11 protein-coding genes are annotated in these 16,784 nt (G+C 40.9%); 5 read left to right on the top strand and 6 right to left on the bottom strand.

Annotated features, from left to right (window positions below; translation table 11 throughout):
* Window positions 1–479: 479 nt before the first annotated feature.
* From MSBRW_RS11670 to tatC (MSBRW_RS11660), 4 genes are all read right to left on the bottom strand, one after another.
* On the bottom strand, window positions 480–6,146 hold the full coding sequence (locus tag MSBRW_RS11670; RefSeq protein ID WP_011307499.1) for a DUF3320 domain-containing protein: 5,667 nt from the start codon (window positions 6,144–6,146) through the stop codon (window positions 480–482).
* A gap of 341 nt (window positions 6,147–6,487) precedes the next feature.
* Window positions 6,488–7,414, bottom strand: coding sequence for a DMT family transporter (locus tag MSBRW_RS11665; protein ID WP_011307500.1), 927 nt, complete (start codon window positions 7,412–7,414; stop codon window positions 6,488–6,490).
* 34 nt (window positions 7,415–7,448) lie between these two features.
* Complete coding sequence (locus MSBRW_RS22330) at window positions 7,449–7,610, bottom strand: hypothetical protein (RefSeq protein ID WP_155398235.1); 162 nt, start codon at window positions 7,608–7,610, stop codon at window positions 7,449–7,451.
* Between the two features lie 513 nt (window positions 7,611–8,123).
* Window positions 8,124–8,906 carry a Sec-independent protein translocase TatC gene (gene tatC / locus MSBRW_RS11660; protein WP_011307501.1) on the bottom strand — a complete coding sequence of 261 codons (783 nt, stop codon included), beginning with the start codon at window positions 8,904–8,906 and terminating at the stop codon, window positions 8,124–8,126.
* 610 nt (window positions 8,907–9,516) lie between these two features.
* On the opposite strand from tatC (MSBRW_RS11660), the gene MSBRW_RS22325 reads away from it, so the two are divergent.
* The 5 genes from MSBRW_RS22325 (at window position 9,517) to MSBRW_RS11640 (ending at window position 12,326) form a co-directional block, all read left to right on the top strand.
* A complete protein-coding gene (locus MSBRW_RS22325; RefSeq protein ID WP_155398234.1) occupies window positions 9,517–9,615 on the top strand; it encodes a pentapeptide repeat-containing protein in 99 nt (32 codons plus the stop codon).
* A 151-nt stretch (window positions 9,616–9,766) separates the two neighbouring features.
* Window positions 9,767–10,549 carry a twin-arginine translocase subunit TatC gene (gene tatC, locus MSBRW_RS11655; protein ID WP_011307502.1) on the top strand — a complete coding sequence of 261 codons (783 nt, stop codon included), beginning with the start codon at window positions 9,767–9,769 and terminating at the stop codon, window positions 10,547–10,549.
* A gap of 129 nt (window positions 10,550–10,678) precedes the next feature.
* Window positions 10,679–11,071, top strand: coding sequence for a Sec-independent protein translocase subunit TatA/TatB (locus MSBRW_RS24470; RefSeq protein ID WP_011307503.1), 393 nt, complete (start codon window positions 10,679–10,681; stop codon window positions 11,069–11,071).
* Between the two features lie 274 nt (window positions 11,072–11,345).
* Complete coding sequence (locus MSBRW_RS11645) at window positions 11,346–11,651, top strand: Sec-independent protein translocase subunit TatA/TatB (RefSeq protein ID WP_011307504.1); 306 nt, start codon at window positions 11,346–11,348, stop codon at window positions 11,649–11,651.
* Between the two features lie 153 nt (window positions 11,652–11,804).
* A complete protein-coding gene (locus tag MSBRW_RS11640) occupies window positions 11,805–12,326 on the top strand; it encodes a Nudix hydrolase (RefSeq protein WP_230669719.1) in 522 nt (173 codons plus the stop codon).
* A 187-nt stretch (window positions 12,327–12,513) separates the two neighbouring features.
* Here MSBRW_RS11640 and amrS read toward each other — a convergent pair whose 3' ends face one another.
* Window positions 12,514–13,566 carry an AmmeMemoRadiSam system radical SAM enzyme gene (gene amrS / locus MSBRW_RS11635; protein WP_196297994.1) on the bottom strand — a complete coding sequence of 351 codons (1,053 nt, stop codon included), beginning with the start codon at window positions 13,564–13,566 and terminating at the stop codon, window positions 12,514–12,516.
* Between the two features lie 618 nt (window positions 13,567–14,184).
* Entirely contained in the window at window positions 14,185–16,644 is a 2,460-nt protein-coding gene (locus MSBRW_RS20340) for a PAS domain-containing sensor histidine kinase (RefSeq protein WP_011307507.1), read from the bottom strand.
* Window positions 16,645–16,784 lie beyond the last annotated feature (140 nt).

Raw genomic sequence — 16,784 nt, 5'->3', positions numbered from 1 at the left:
CAGTTTGCCTTTATACGAGAACTCTTAAATGTATAAGGCCGATAGCTGTGAATTTTCTTTTGACAACTGTATCAGTAAGCATGTAAAGTTGGACTTTATCGAAAAAGAACTTCTATCGCTTTTTGATTCGTGTAAACAATAGACTAATAATAGCAGAAGAATAAGATAGATGCAAAGTCAAATAACAGTAAATACTTAAAATACTGGAACTGCCACTTAGGAATGACGAAAATATAATTTCAATCATTATGTACCAATATTATCTTTGAAGGCTATTTGGAAAATGGAATTATATGGCCGTTACCAAAGTGATCAAAGTGAAAACTTGAGTTTATTATTTAATTATTCCTAAGCATGAAAATGCTGCCATCTGCAAGCGCTTTCATTGAGTGTGCATCTTATTTAAATAGTGTCATGTTTGTTTTCTGAAAAACCTGTTTGTTTTCTGAAAAGTCCATTCGTTTTCTGAAAAACCTGATTTATTCGACAAAATAAATCATTTCATTAGGCATGAGAGTCAATTCCTCATTTTCTATTCCTGCTTTTACAAGCTTTTCGATTCGTTTCTTTACGTTTTTTCGTGTGGTTTTTATCCCGAGAACTCTCGAAGTCTGGACAATAAGATCTTCAAGAGGAGTTGAATACTGGCTGTGCAAAACAAAACGGATAGCTTCTTTTATTTCCTCGTCACAGATCCACTCTATTTTTGCAGATTCTTCTCCCTCACGCCTGCGCAGAATACATGCAGGTTCCGAATCTGGCCAGTAGAACTCGTCTTTGGCCCTGATTTCTCCGGAACTTTCGGCAAGAGCTGCAACATCAGATATTCGCTGCTTGATTTTACTGAACATGCGGGAAATTCCTGTATGCGATTTTATTCGTTGCTGCAGGAGTTGCGCATGAATTGGACCTTCACACGATACAATTCGTATAATCGCCTCCTCAAGCTGCTTATCCGAAACCTCTGAAAGATCGCCGGTTTGTGGAAGTCCTGAGGAAAGACAGGCCTGATAAAGGGGTACGGCAGCTTCGAGTGAACTAGTTTTTCTAGATAACTTTTCATTCCCTTTTTTTGAATTATTCGGTTCAGGCTTTTTTTCAAGAACATATGGAATTTCTACAGTTCTCGATCCGGTATTACCGGCTCTGAGTTTTAAGGAGCGTCCAGTATCGGGTTTCTCATAGAACTTCCCTTCTTTTTTAGCCGGGGTTGAAGATAGTGATCTCTTTAGGAGTCTGGTTTCGGTCTTAAACGTATGTTCGAGAGCAGGCTCAGTTAACAGTGTCTCAGCTTTCCTCTTTATGCCGCGCTCAATTATAGACTCGGCTTCGCGCTCAACTTGAGTTTCTGAGTCACATATCCCTGTATAGCTGTCGTCCTCGTCTGTATAATTATCTTCCTCGAAATCTGGCTCAGGCTCAGAATAGTTGCCTGAGCCGTAAATATACGCAAACTCATTAATACGCTTGCGTTTTTTCTTCATTTCAGGGCCTGCATTGAAGTTAATCTCAGGGTAAGCTTGATAAAAACTCACTTTCTCAGGCTCTGGTTCAGGTATCAATTTGTTTTCGTTTCCCTTAGAGCGAGGATCTACACTGAATTTAAGGAGTTTTGATTTTTTTGACCTTCTTACGGGCTTCTTAAGGGAGTTTTCATCGGCTACCAGAGCCATCGACCTGGCTCTCATATCCATTTCCGGTAAGAAATCTGTATCTGATGGAGCTGTAAGTCCTTCTTCCAGTTTAAAAAACGAATCTGAATAGGGCTCTTCAGCCTCATTTTCAAAGGAGGGCTCTAAAAGAAGTTTGGCCTCAAAAGTTTCCGAAAGACAGGCTTTATTATAAAATCGAGTTTCAAGTTCATTCTCATCCCCACCTTCACTCTCTACACTCACAGCAGTTAAAACCGGGATCTGGGATAAACCCGGATTTGCAGGAGAACCGGGATCCCTTCCTGCAGGACTTCGATTCACAGGTCCAGCCCAGGCAGACGGTTCGTTAACCTTAGGAACCCTGGGTTCAATTTCGGATTTTGCCTGTATTTTTGTTTCTTTTATAGATTTCCTCACAGCTTCAAGCAGTTTTTCCCTGCTCTCTTTCGGATGTAAGTACCAGTCCGTTGACCAGACCCTGTAGATCTTCCAGCCCAGCCCTTCAAGCACCTGCTGGCGCAGACGGTCGCGGTCCCGTGCAACGTGCAGGGAATAATAGCTTTCTCCGTCGCACTCGATTCCAAGCACATACCGTTCTGGATGGGCGGGGTCAGGGACTGCAAGGTCAAGTCTGTATCCTGCACAGCCGATCTGCCTGTGGATTTCACAGCCGTTTTCTGCCAGGAAATTGTAAACTGCCTCTTCGAAAGGCGAATCGAGCTTTTCCCTGCGGTATGCAGGTAAGGGAAGCCTGCCGCTCTCTGCAAATTCGAGGAAGACTTTCAGGGCCTGGAGCCCGAAAGGCGAGTTTTCATCCAGCTTCAGATCCCTTGATGTAAAATTTGCAAAAACTACGCATTTTTCCCTGGCCCGTGTAATAAGAACATTTAGGCGCCTTTCTCCTCCCTCGCGATTAAGCGGGCCGAAGTTAAGGGAAAGCTTGTGGTTGCCGTCAAAGCCGAAACCCACGCTCAGCAGTATAACATCTCTTTCATCACCCTGGATAGTCTCAAGATTTTTAACAAAGAAATGCTCACCTTTTTCGTTTCCAGAGTTAAGGTCAAGTCCAGGATTTACTTTAAGCAAGGCCTCGATTTCTTCCTGGATAGCTTCCTGCTGTTTTATATTGAAAGTCCCAACTCCCAGGCTTTTATCGGGGTATCTGCTGAAGTGTTCAAAGACTGCCCTTGCAACGGCTTTTGCCTCTACCCGGTTGGCTCCACTTTTACCCCTTTCATAAATTGAGTTCGGAAGATGCACGAACTTCAGCCCAAGTTTTTCGTCTTTTTGCATGGGAGAGGGATAAACATAGAGACGATTATTGTAAAACTCCTGGTTTGAAATTGCGATCAGGGACTCATGCCTGCTCCTGTAGTGCCAGCGCAGGGTCTTTACCGGGAAACTGCGTTTGCACACATTCAGGATACTTTCCATATCTACGGCTGTAATGCAGTCATCAGGCTCTCTTTCCGGAGAATCGAGTACAGTATCGAAAAAGTTGGTTGGTGGAAGTTGTTTTGAATCTCCCATTACTACGACCTGTTTTCCGCGCAGGAGAGCCCCAACTGCATCTTCAGGTTTGACCTGACTGGCTTCGTCAAAAATAATCACATCAAAGCGAGTGCTTCTAGGATCAAGGTACTGAGCAATGGAAAGCGGGCTCATCAGGAAACAGGGCTTGATTTTTTGGATCAGGCTGCCTGCCTTTTTCATAAGGGTACGGATAGGCATATGCCCTCTTTTCCTGTTAAACTCATTGAGCAGAATGCCCGCCTCTGAAGATCTTGAGGCTCCTGAAGCTAATTTTGGAGTTTCCTTATAAGCCGAGCATACAATCCTTTTTCGGTTTTCCATAAGGACTTTTTTGTCAAGTTTCCTGAACTTGCCAAGTTTGCTTTCGTGGAGTTCCCGGATAAAAGTAGAAAGTGCAGGCCTTTTCCTGAAAGTACGATTCAGGAGGATTTCGGCGTAGTTGCCTTCAAAAGCAGGAATTGCATCACAAACTGCGAGTTTTCCGGCTTCAAGGTCTCCCATTATCGGGGCTGCCTCTGTTTCAAGACAGGCCTGCCTGTAACCAAGATACTGGCTCCAGAGCACCAGGGACGAAGTCTCGTTTTCCCAGCAGGTTACCAGGTTTTTCAATGAATTTAGCTTTGCGGCTTCCAGGCCTTCTGGACATATTTTCCCGAAATCTGCGCCTATGCGAATCCCAACTCTCTTAAATGCCTCCAGAAACTCCTGCGTTGCGCCCAGTACATGGCTGGCTGCAGCTTCGAGGGCTTCGCTGTCAATTCCGAGTCCTATAAGCCTGAAACTCCTGTCTGTGAGAGTGCCTTCTTTCAGGTACTGCTGGAAGAGAATTATCCATTGGCTGTATTCCTCAAGCAGGTCAGGATCGCTTTCAAAGCCTTTCCAGTAATTCCCAAAGTATTTTTCCCCTTCTGCACCTGAATTTTCAAGTTCCAGTCTGAGGGTTTTGTATTCGGAAAGACCGGTCAGGTCAAGCAGGATTTTACTGTCCCAGAAAGGTACTCGTGAGAGATAGCAGGCTGAAATTTCTTTTTTGAGCTTCCTGTATTTCGGGTTTAAAAGCTTGATAAGACTGCTGGAAAGTTTCTCGAATTCAGAGGTATCAAGGTTAAAAATCTCAGGGCGAAAAGTTTTATCCGCAAAAGTTTCGAGCTCAAGGTATTTCCTGAGTTTTAAAACCAGAGCTTCGGCCTCTATTTTTGAGTTTTCGGATTCCCATCCCGAATCCGGAAACATTTTTTCAGGTAAAGGTTTTGAGTTTTCAAGGAATTTTGCGGCATTGATTACGGTTGCAATTCTCTCGAGAGTATCAGGTTTTGAGGTTGCAGAAAGTTCATTAAGGGTGTTTATATCGGCTTCAAGGGTCTCAAAAGCCGCAGCGCATTCGTCTATCAGGTCTCCGATTTCACCCAGATCCGAAGGCAGTACAAGCCCTGGATCGCAGCCGTACCAGGGGTTTTTCTTAATTGGTCCTAGAAAAGGAAGGACCTGACTCAGTTTTTCTATAACAGTTTCTGCATCAGTCCAGGCTTCAGGATCCCAGGTTTCAGGTTCTTGAAACTTATATAAGGGCATTTTCAGGCCTTTTAATTCAAAATAAGCCCTTGTATTTTCCCTTATGCCATAAAGGGTATAGAGGCTTGGGTAGATTTTTCCCGCAGGTTCTCCAATGGACTGGGCATACTGGTTGAGTTCATGTTTTAGCTTTTCGAGCTCATTGATATCCCTGTCAGGGCGTATGGATGCAGGAGCTTCGCGGTTCAGAGTTTTTTCCAGTTCTTCGAGCACGGCTTTTTTGCGGGTCTGGTTGCTGTGGATCTCCAGGCAGAGTTCTCCAAGGCCGGCAGAGTCCAGCCTGCTTTTTACAACCTGAAGGGCAGCCATTTTTTCACTCACGAATAGTACGCTTTTTCCCTGGGCCATAAGTTCTGCGATTGTATTTGCAATTGTCTGGGACTTGCCGGTTCCTGGAGGCCCTTCTACAACAAGGTTTTTCCCGGCCTTCACATCTTCAATGACCGCGATCTGGGAAGAATCGGCATCCATTATCTGGTAAGTGTCTTTTGCCGGAAGTTTAAGGTCAACCTCTTCTTCCAGGAAACCGGAAGCCTCACATTCAGGGTCTTCAGGGTTAAAGACTTCCTGGATTAATGGATGGTCGACAGGAGACATGTCTTCAGGCCAGGTCGCAGGGTCAAGATCCTTATACATGACAAATTTTTTGAAGTTAAAAAGGTCAAGGCAGATCTCAGGCAGGAGTTTCCAGTCCCTCTTTTCATGAATTTCTCTGGATACAGTCCTGAAATATTCCTCGACTCCTGAAGCCTCCTCAGGCATTTCAAATTCGGGAATAGCGATTCCGAATTCTTTCATTTTTGCCTGGAGGGTAATTGAAGTGAAGATTTCATCCCCTGTCCATTGGATGCTGAAAATTCGGCCTTTACCTATGCGTTTGAGTTCAACGGGAATAAGAAGTAGAGGGGCTTTCGGATTTTTTATGGCCGATCGGCTATCACTCCACTGCAGAAAGCCCAGTGCAAGGTAGAGCACAGGATATCCCTGTTCTTCAAATATGGAGTTTGCCTGGTTAAATACATAAAAAAGCTTTTTATCAAGGATTTCGCTGTCATCAGGGGTTTCTAGAAAAGTTTCAGAGCGAGAAGTCTGGGGTTTATCTTCAGAGACAAGAATATTTCCTATTGTTTTCAAAAGCCGTTTTTCCGTTTCAGAAGCCTCGTGTTTCTCTCCATTTCCAGTTTTTCTGTCTTTTCTTACCTGGGCTATTGCCCCGAATCTCATTGATTTTTCCTGGAGAACAAAGAGCTCGTAAATTTCCTTCGGCTTCCTACCCGTAATCGAGACGGTTCTTTTCTGGGAAGGACGGTAATTGAGAAGATTATTTCGAAGGGACAGATCAAGCAAATTCTGCCTCAGGGCTTCCAATTCCTTAACTACGTCTACCATAAGAATACCAGACTCTTTTGAAATAATCTGTGAAATATGTTTAAGACTAATAGAATACAGAGCACATACTAATAAATTTTATTCATTCCAACCGGAAACAGAGCTATGAATAGAAAAAAATACAATCCGGATGGCTTAGAATTTTTTTAAGAATGAAATTCTTAAGAATAACACATTTAAGAATATTTTCTTGTTATATCTGAGAACTATTTCCTTACTATTAGAGTTTTTCTAAAAATTACAGTTATTCGTATTTTCGTTATATTTCTTTTTTCATGAGTGTTTTCAAAAAGTTTTCTGGACTTGAGAAGTTAACATTACTTTTCCCCGCTGCCGGTAAGCTAAGGGACTGCAGGTAGCTTTTCCTTGAAAACAGGTTCTTCTTCGGTTTTGCTTTCCTCCTCAAGGCTTGCCAGGAAAGAGCTGGAAAGGATAAGGACACAGCCAAGAAGGGTTTCAGCAGATATAGGGTCTTTTAAGAGTAGATAAGCGAAAAAAATCGCACTTACTGGTTCAAGCAGAGAAAGTATGCTTGCATTCTGGGCTTTGACGTGTAAAAGCCCTGTAAAGTAAAGAATCGAACCTACTGAAGTGATTGTTACTCCTAGAAAGAGGAGGACTGGCAAATTCTCAATAAGAGCTGTTACTGAGGCCTGTTTTACAAAAGGAAGTAATAGTAAAAGTGTTACGAAGGTTGAGATAAAAAGTTGTTCTAAACCTGAATACTCGTTCCTGAGATAGCGGGAAGTGATGGTAACACAGGCGTAAAAAAAACCTGAAAAAAGGCCCATAAGCACCCCAAAAAGATATGCTGGCTCAATTCCCGATCCATAAACAAAGTTTTCAGGGCCAATTACCATTACTACACCCGCAAGAGAAAGAATCAGAGCAAAAAAATTCTTTTTGTTAAGTTTCTCCTTCAAAAAGAGAGGAGCAAGCAGTAAAACGTAAAAAGGAGCTGTATAAAGCAGAAGTACGGATATCGAGACATTAATAAAGCTCACAGCCATGTAATAAGAGACCATTACCCCTGCATTGAGAGCTCCAAGCAGTATCAAGGTTTTTCTTTTTCCCCGGAGCCTGATTCCTGACAGTTTTCCAGTAACTGCCAGATAACCCACAAGTGCAAGAAGCCCGAAAAGAAGCTGATAAAACACAACAGTTCCTGCGGCCATGTTTTTTACATACATGAAAAAAATTCCTGAAAATCCGTAGATGACGGATGCGGCAATTATCTGGATATTTGCTTTTACGTGCTGCGGCTCCATGACCTCTTCAAATTAGGGTTTCTGTTAAATAAGATTATCCTGAGTATGCTGAAAGTAATATCCAGACAATCGAACTATTAGCAGTTGGACTATTAGCAGTTGGACTATTAGCAGTTGGACTATTAGCAGTTGGGCTATTAGCAGTTGGACTATTAGCAGTTGGACTATCAGCAGTTGGACTATTAGCAGTCGACATTTTGTAAACAGTCGTCTAAAAAACAACCAGGAAACTGTTTTATAAAATTGATTTCGATAATCTTAAATGCTCTCAAAACAAAATAATAAATGGATAGGCGAGTGAAGAAAAGAATGATGAGAGGCGTGTTTGGATTGCTTTCTCAACCTTCATCATATCACCCCCAAACACGCCTGTGCTTCTTATCTGCATATCTCGTTGAAGACACCGATTTTCTTTTAGCCTTGATTATACTACTTTTCCTTTATAGCGTGTCTTAAAATTAAACCTTGTTCTAATTGGGATATGACTTACACACTTGAAATGGAAAACGTTAGCATTAAACCGTCAAATGTCTAAATTAAAATATATAGAAATATTATTTTTAAGGTTCAGATGTGTATCTGGACTGCTGAATAATTTATGGTCTTAATTGAAGTTAACTTGCACATAATTGAAGTTAACTTGCACATTATCAAACTTCATTTTACTTTTAGGTACTTAAGCTGTACTTATTATGTCACTTTTCTTCCTTTAGTTTCTTTTCGTAATCCCTACTGCAGTTGCTGAAGGATCAGGCTTGGAAAGCTTGTTCTTTACTCCAATTAACCGCACAATCACCATACTTATCTCAAAGAAGACCACCATGGGCACGGCAACCATTACCTGACTGAAGGCATCGGGAGGAGTGATAGTAGCTCCTGAGACTAAGAACAGAATGTATATGTGCTTGCGGTAGGTCGCAAGAGTACGGTATTTTACAAATCCATTTCGGGTAAGGAAAGTAAGTATTATAGGGAGTTCGAAAACCAGACCAAAGATTGCTGTAGTTGTTGCTATGAATGAGATAAACTTGAAAATCGAATAAGTTGCAGTCACCCCTGACTCTGCTGCATCAATATAGAGAAACTTAAGAAAGATAGGCAGCATAAGGAAATAAGAGTACGAGGCCCCAATGACAAACATGATAACAACTGCTAAACACAGAAAGAGAAACTGACTTTTTCCAATAGATGTCGGAATTTTAATTGAGTACCGCTTCGAGATTGCCCTGTAAGCATAGAATGCAATGAGAGGCAGGGTGAGAAGGACTCCCATTATAATAGAGAGTTTTAGCTCCAGCATCATTACCTCAAGGGGAGATACATACACCAGTTTTGCGCCCTCGGGGAGAAGATCAACCGTCATTTTTTCAATTAGAGGGCCTGTAAACTGGAAAGAGATAATAACGCCTGTGATAAGGACCCCAGCAATCACAAGTAACTTATTTCGCAGGGTTAACAGAATTACACTGAGATTTTCAATGGCTTCAGACATAATGAGTACCTATCCGGAAAAGCAAAAGAAAGTTCTTTATCCTATTTAAGGGGACTCTTATATTCACTGCAGTTAGATCTATTCATTGCAGAGATTTTTATATCAACTTTCTTTTTACCTATTTTGTTTTTTCGATTTAGGTTTTTTCGGCTTTTTTCATGGAATCCTTCAAATATCCCTGAGACTTCAAGCCATTCAGGAGATTCAATTGATGAAAGTCACGAAATCCGAATACTGAAACAGTGGGTTCAGGTGTAGGGAACCGGGAAACAGCAGTTGCTTTAGTAGGTTATAGTATTTATTACGAGTATATTATATTAATTCTTTTAATTCGTTTATACAATCCATTAATTAATTATCTTAATTCGGTTATATTAATTATCATAACTAAATTTATATTAATCGAATAACTATAGTTTATAAATTATCTTAATTAAGTTATATAAATTACTCGAATGCATTAAACAAATTCTCTTAATCGGGGTATATTAATCATTTTAAGTAGTTATATTAATCATTTTAAGTAGTTATATTAATCATTTTAAGTAGTTATATTAATCATTTTAAGTGATTGCACTATATTGCACTATTAAATGACTCAGTGCCATAAATGCTCAGGCATGCAACTTTCAGGCATTCAACTCTCGGGTATGCAACTCTCAGGCATTCAACTCTCAAGTATGCAACTCTCAGGTATGCAAATATATAGTAGAAAGATATTCTGAAGAGAGATTATAAAATGGATGGTGAAGATCTCTTGCACCAGGAAATCGGAATACTCCCAGGGAGTTGCATATTTACATTCAATATTATGTTCCGATATTAATATATTTACCTAGATACATATAAGAGCGGAAAAAATGAACTCACAGCACACAGGCAACGGAACAACAGCTGCTACCGGAAAAGCCTTGGGGATGAATTCCTATACTTCCGGTGTCCCAGGAGATATCGAAGAACCTCTCATGGCCCACCTATTAGAGCTCAGAAACCGGCTGGCAATCGTTTTGATCTGGCTCTGTCTGGGAATAATTATCGCTTTCCCATTTTCAGCAAAAGGGATGCTGCTTGTCTGGAAGGATTTTATAAATACTGACCTTTACATGACAGCTTACTCGCCTCTCGAATGGACCTTGGCTCGCCTTAAACTCTGCCTCGTTTTTGCTCTAGCCACTTCAATTCCTCTGCTCTTTTACCAGCTTTACAAGTTTGCAGGCAAAGGGCTTTATCCAAATGAGAAGCGCTTCTTCCTCAAGATTATCCCGGCATCTTTCCTGCTTTTCATTTTTGGGGCCTCTATAGGTTACTTTATCGTCCTGCCTGTTATGTTCAAATACATTCTATTTTACTCAGGTGATATGGCTACAGCGCAGCTTTCCGTTCAGGATACTCTCTCAGCAGTGACCACAATCCTGGCAGGTTTCGGTATTGTATTCCAGCTTCCTCTGCTTGTGGTTTTTACCGTGAAAATGGGGCTTATAGAGTATCAAACACTTAAAAAGCAGAGGGTATTGGTCTACAGTGTGATTATAGCAGTTTCACTTTTCCTTTCGCCTGATCCTACATTCATTGCCCAGATCCTTGTGGCGTTTTTACTGGGGGTTCTCTTTGAATTCAGCCTGTTACTTATACGGCTATTTTGATAGTCAATTTGCCTATTTATGGGACCCTTTATTTTTAAAAACAGGTGTTTTTAAAAGAATTTCCGAATAAGTCAGTCCACCGATCTAATTACAAGAACTTTTATATTTGATTGTTGATAATAACCAATAATGATAGGCACACAGGAATTAATAGTAATCCTTATTGTAGCTCTCTTCCTCTTTGGGCCTAAGAAGCTTCCTGAGCTTGCACGATCTTTAGGAAGTGCAATGGGGGAGTTTAAAAAAGCACAGCGCGCTTCTGAGCTTGAGCTCAATCAATTCGATGCCTACACTCGAAAGGCTGCTAATACAGTTGCCTCTGAGGAAAAAGAGAAAGGGAAGGAGCAAAAAGAAACTCCAAGCAGCAGTAAAGAAGCAAAAACCGATCCAGAGCTGAAAACCAATCCAGACCTGAAAACTGATACAGAGCTGAAAACCGATCCAGAGCTGAAAACCGATCCAGAGCTGAAAACCGATACAGACCTGGAAGATAAGCCGGAAGCCGGAAAGTCTGTACCTTAACAGAAGGAGTCCCGGAAAATCTGAAATCCAGGACCAATTCTGGGTAAAAGGAGAGAAATCTGGGTAGAAGACTAAAAAGGAAGAAATGTAACAAAAAGGAAGAAGCAAAATAAAAAGAATTAAATATATAAAATCTCCAAAATAGTAACTAAAAATAGAAACTTTATATAACATAAAAAATCTTAGCTTAATTCATAGATATTTACAATTTTCAGATCATTATCACCTGCTGAATTATATTTCATTAAGAAAACGAAAAGCTTGAGGTTAAGCCATGATAGGCACACAAGAACTCATGATTATTTTTGCAGTAGTTGTACTCCTTTTTGGGGCAGCTAAACTTCCGGAGCTGGCCAGGTCCATGGGAAGTTCAGTGGGCGAATTCAAGAAAGCTCAGAAGGAATCCGAAAAAAGCCTTAAAGAATTTGAAAAATCCATAACAGAACCCACAACTCCAATGAACAAGGTACAGGAAACTGCCCAGAAACTCGGGATTGACATAAGAGGTAAGACCAACGATCAGCTTCTGGATGAGATCCAGAGAGCCTCAGAAAAGCCAAAAGAGGTCTCAGAACCCTGAAATATCCTGAAAAGTGAATTTCTTTTTCCTTTTCATGGCATTATTCTAGGTTTAACCTTTTTAATGAAGTCTCTCTTTTTTATTTTAACCGAAATTTTTATTTTTTGTCCCACCCGAATAAGAGTAGTGAAACAACTTAATAGGAGTGCTTTCGTGGCAGAGCTAATCACTGAAGTTGACAAAAATGATAACTTTCTCGGGCTGCGCGAACGAGAGGAGTTTTATTCGGGAAAGCATATTCACAGGGCTGCCCAACTTATCCTTCTCAACCCTGAAAATAAAATGCTCATCCAGAAAAGGGCGCCTCAAAAGCGGTGGTTTCCGGGCCGTTATACATACTCAGTAAGCGGTACTGTAGCAAATGAATCTTATGAAGCCTGCATGGCACGGGAAATGCTTGAAGAAATAGGAATCTCGGTTCCATTCCAAAAATTATTTAAAATTCCCTGCATCGTCGAAAACAAAGGAGCCTTCCATATGGTATTTTCAGGCCTTTGTTCGGAAAAAAATGCAAGCTTAATTCGGCCTGATCCGGAAGAAGCTGTATCTGTAGAATGGGTTGAACTTGAAGAACTGCATAGGGACATCAAAACTGAACCTGAGAAATATACGCCTTCCCTGAGAGAAGGAATTATAAAAATTTTCCACGAAGGGTGCGAAAAATATATTTTTTGAGATCTAATGGAACTTTCTCAGTGAGAGTACATGATTAATTCAGTAGAGAATCATGATTGGTTCAATAGAGAATCATGATTGGTTCAATAGAGAATACCTAAATGGTAAATTTGCGGTTTTGCCCTGGAGTTTCTTTCCGATTCTTGTCTGGTGCCTATTCTTATCTGTCGTTTGCTGAATACTCCGCTTAATATCCGTATTCACCCGGTACATTTTTTGAACCTGCATATTCACCTACTATGGGAATGTGTTCCCCACATTTCGGGCAGGTTTTCTCAGGTGTGATCTCATACTTTTCAATATCGAAATAGCCGCGCTTGATCAACATTTTTCCGCAGTTCGGGCAGAAAGTATTGTTGCGGTCACTGCCAGGGACGTTGCCCATGTAAACATACTTCATCCCTTCCTCGGTTGCAATTTTACAGGCTTCCTGCATGGTTTTTACAGGCGTCGGGGAGAGATTCTGCATTTTGTACTGAGGATGAAACCGGGTAAAATGCAGGGGGGTCTCAGGTCCGAGGTTTTTATATACCCATTTTGAAAGTTCCCTGATCTCATCAAGGGAATCGTTTACACCGGGGATAATGAGGTTTGTAATCTCAACATGTATTCCAAGTTGCTTTGCAAGGGCAGAAGACTCGAGCACAGGAGCGAGTTTTGCGCTGGCGACATCGTGATAGAATTTTTCAGTAAATGCTTTAATATCGATATTCGCGGCATCCAGATAGGGCGCTATATGCCTGAGGGCATCAGGCGTCATATACCCATTTGTCACATAGATTGTTCCAAGCCCTGCTTCTTTTGCCAGTTTTGCACACTCATAGGTATACTCGTGCCAGATTGTGGGCTCATTATAGGTCCAGGCAATTGAGCTTGAGCGGGAGAGAAGTGCCCTTTGAATAAGTTCGTCAGGTGGGATATCCATTGTGTAAGCATCTTCCAGGCAGATCTGGGAAATCGACCAGTTCTGACAGTGCTTACAGCGGAAATTGCATCCTATTGACCCAACTGAATAAGCGTAAGACCCAGGATAAAAGTGATAAAGTGGCTTTTTTTCGATAGGGTCAACTGCTTCGCTTGAAACCGTCCCATAGATAAGAGTATATAGTTCTCCATCCCTGTTTTCCCGGACTCCACAAAAGCCCCTTTTTCCCTGAGAAATTTTGCAACTCTGGGCACAGAGCTTACAGTGCACTTTATTGTCTCCGATTTTCTCGTAGAGCATGGCTTCTTTTATCACAGCAATCCCCATTTAGAAATTGTTTTACAGCATAATAATGTTGCTGTTTCAGATTTTTCCAGTTCTTCAGAAAGAAATGGTCAACTTATAGGTAATTTCTGCACCTAGTGCATTGATTCCAAAGTATGTCAGGAATGAATTTTTTGAAAACCATGGAAAGCGTGGTAGACGTGGAAATAAGTAGTAAAGGCATGTTTCTTCCGTGCTTTCTGTGTTTTCCGTGGTTGTAATATATAGATGTAATCACTCTGCAACTGGTTGCATTTTCTGTGTTACAGAATTCTATGTGACTTTAAAATAATATTTGAGCCATAAACTGTAATTATTTTCTTATTGTGTATTTATTTGAGAATCGATGTACTAGTAATGCGGTCTGAAACAATATAATCTTTGGAGCAATAACATCTGAAATAATGTGATCTGAAATAATGTGATCTGAAATATGTGATCTGGAATAATGTGATCTGGAATAATGTGATCTGGAATAATAAGATCGGAACAATAAAATCTGAAACAATAAGATTGGGACAATAAAATCTGAAACAATAAGATCTGAAACAATATGATTTGGAGCCGCATCCTGCATTGATACCATTGCTTGTACAGAATAAGCAGCAATTATAACTTATTTTTCACTTTGAACCTCATGCTGAACTCGGTTCCGTTTTCTCTTTTCAGTTTGATTTCACCTTCCAGCTGATTAACCAAAATGCTTACCAGCTGCAGGCCAAGAGTTTCAGGATTTTCGAAGTCTACGGTTTCCGGAATACCTTTGCCATTATCCGATACTGTAAGGTTAAATTCTGTACTTTCGCCTTCTTGACCTATTCCTTCTCTGAGGTGTCTGAGCTTGTCGTTTCTGGAAAGTCTGATCCGAATTTCTCCGTTTTTCCCATTGGAAAACGCATGTTTCAAGGAATTGGAGACCAGTTCATTGACAATTAGCCCTAAAGGTACAGCAATATCCATGTCAAAAAAAATATTCTCCTCCAGCTCCGTTTTGAGGCTGATAGCTGCATCTCCAAGCCTGTAAGTCTGGAAAAGGTTTCCGATGAGTTTCTTAAGGTATGGCGAAAAGTTAAGCTTCTCAGTTCCCTCGCCTTCATGCAATTCTTCGTGGATTAAAGAAATAGAGAGTACCCGGTCCTGGCTTTCCCTGAAGGCCTCAAGTACCTCAGAATTCGTAACGCATTCCATGTTATTGAACTTTTCAGCCTGGAGGTCCAGCAGGGAAGAGATTACCTGGAGATTATTCTTGATACGGTGATGAATTTCTCTCTGGCGGGCAATTTTAATGTTCGCAAGAAATTCTTCGGTTTCTTTCCTTTCGGTTATATCATAAATTGTGCCCTGGTAGAATTTCGGTTTCCCATCTTTTCCCAGGATTTTCTGATAAATTTCATGTAACCATCGGATTTTTCCGTCTCTGTGTATTATGCGAAAATCAACTTTGGCATATTTCCTACCCGGTGAATCCCGAATCCTTTCTTCTTCTTTGAGGATTAAAGGCAGATCTTCAGGAAGGATTATCTCTTTCCACTTACCCCTGGACATAAGTTCTTCTTCGGTATGTCCTGTGATCTCTTCAACAGCCCCGTGTATGAATATGGGAATGAAGTTCTTGTCCGTCTGGAAGGCAATACCCTGGAAATTCTGTATGAGAGAACGATATTTTATTTCACTCGCTTCAATTTTTTCCAGCGTGCATTTCCATTCTGTGATGTCTTTCATTACACCAATGGCCCTGTAAACTTTCTCCTTTTCATCATTTAGCCAGATGCCCCGGATTTCAACGTAGATATATTTTCCATCTTTTTTCCTGAACCTGAACTCCGCCTGAATTCTCGCTTTTTTCCTGAAGAAGTTCTCCATACTTTTAATCATCTTGGTCCTATCTTCGGGGTGGAGATGCTCTATCCATGAAGATTCACCAAAATTTTTGAACTCTTCCGGAGAATATCCTGTTATTTCCCGGATGGCTCCTGCCCATTCAACCTTATGTGTCTCAATCCTGAAATCAAATACTAACTGCCCTGTCTGTTCAGCTGCGGTGCGGTATCTTTCCTCACTTTCTTGCAGGTTTTGGCTTGCAAACTTCTGTTCTGTTATATCTTTTACAACTCCAATGACCCTGCTTATACCTCCGCTTGAGTCCAGTATATCGGTTCCGTTTTCCTCAAGACAAGCATAGCCGCCATTCTTTTTTCGGAACCGGTATTCCAGACGGAAGTTTCCTCCATTTTTCATATGGTTTTCATTGTTTATCCAGAGTTTATGCCTGTCCTCAGGGTGAACGTACTGCATCCATAAGTTCACACCTGCACCTTTTAATTCTTCAGGCGTGTATCCCGTAACTTCTTCAACCGAACCAAGCCAGTCGACCTTATCAGCCAGGATGTCACAATTATATACCATCTGCCCTGTTTTTTCCAGAATTGTTTTGTACATTTCCTCATTTTTCTTAATTTGTTCACTCAGTTCATTTTTAGAACTGAGACTTTCTTTCAGGATTTTTTCCGTCTTTCTGAGTTCGGTTATATCCTGCATTACAGTAACAATCCCTATAGTCTCCCCTTCTTCGTCGCATAAGGCTGATTTATTTAAAATAAAAGTCTTTGTTGTCCCGTCCGCAACTATAAGTTCCTGTTCTATGGTTCTCGTTCCACCATGATTCAGAATTTCATTTTCAATCCGGATCCATTCGTTACAGCCTTCCTCGTTATAACCTTCCAGAAGGTCATTCTTTTCTACAATATATTTTCTGGGACTATCCGAAAATTTCCTGGCGAGTTCGAGGAGTGTTCTCCCGATAACCTCTTCTTTTGGAAGACCAATGATCGTCCTTGCATGCGCCTCATTTACAAGAAGGAAAACACCATTTTTATCCTTGTATGAGACAGGATTGACCATAGTATCAAGCACATTTTCTATAATATGAGAACCATCCCGAAAAATAAGATCTGAGATCTTGCCTTTTTCACCAGATACTTTTACCTGGCTACAAACTATATCATTTGAGGCTTCTAGCTCGTTTGTCATTTTATCTTTGTTTACCGTGCTATCGTCCTTTCCTGACATTCTGGTTCTTCCTTATAGTCCTTCATTTTCCTTCTTTAGAGGTTCTCGAACATCAAGTTTTTTGGCACTCAATTTACAGATAAGCTCTATTTTTTATGGACAGGATACCTGGTTATACAAGTAATAACGTTAAAACAAGT

The organism is Methanosarcina barkeri str. Wiesmoor, assembly GCF_000969985.1.
Taxonomy (GTDB): domain Archaea; phylum Halobacteriota; class Methanosarcinia; order Methanosarcinales; family Methanosarcinaceae; genus Methanosarcina; species Methanosarcina barkeri_B.
Note: the sequence above shows the minus strand (reverse complement) of the source record. Positions and strands in the feature narration are given on the sequence as shown.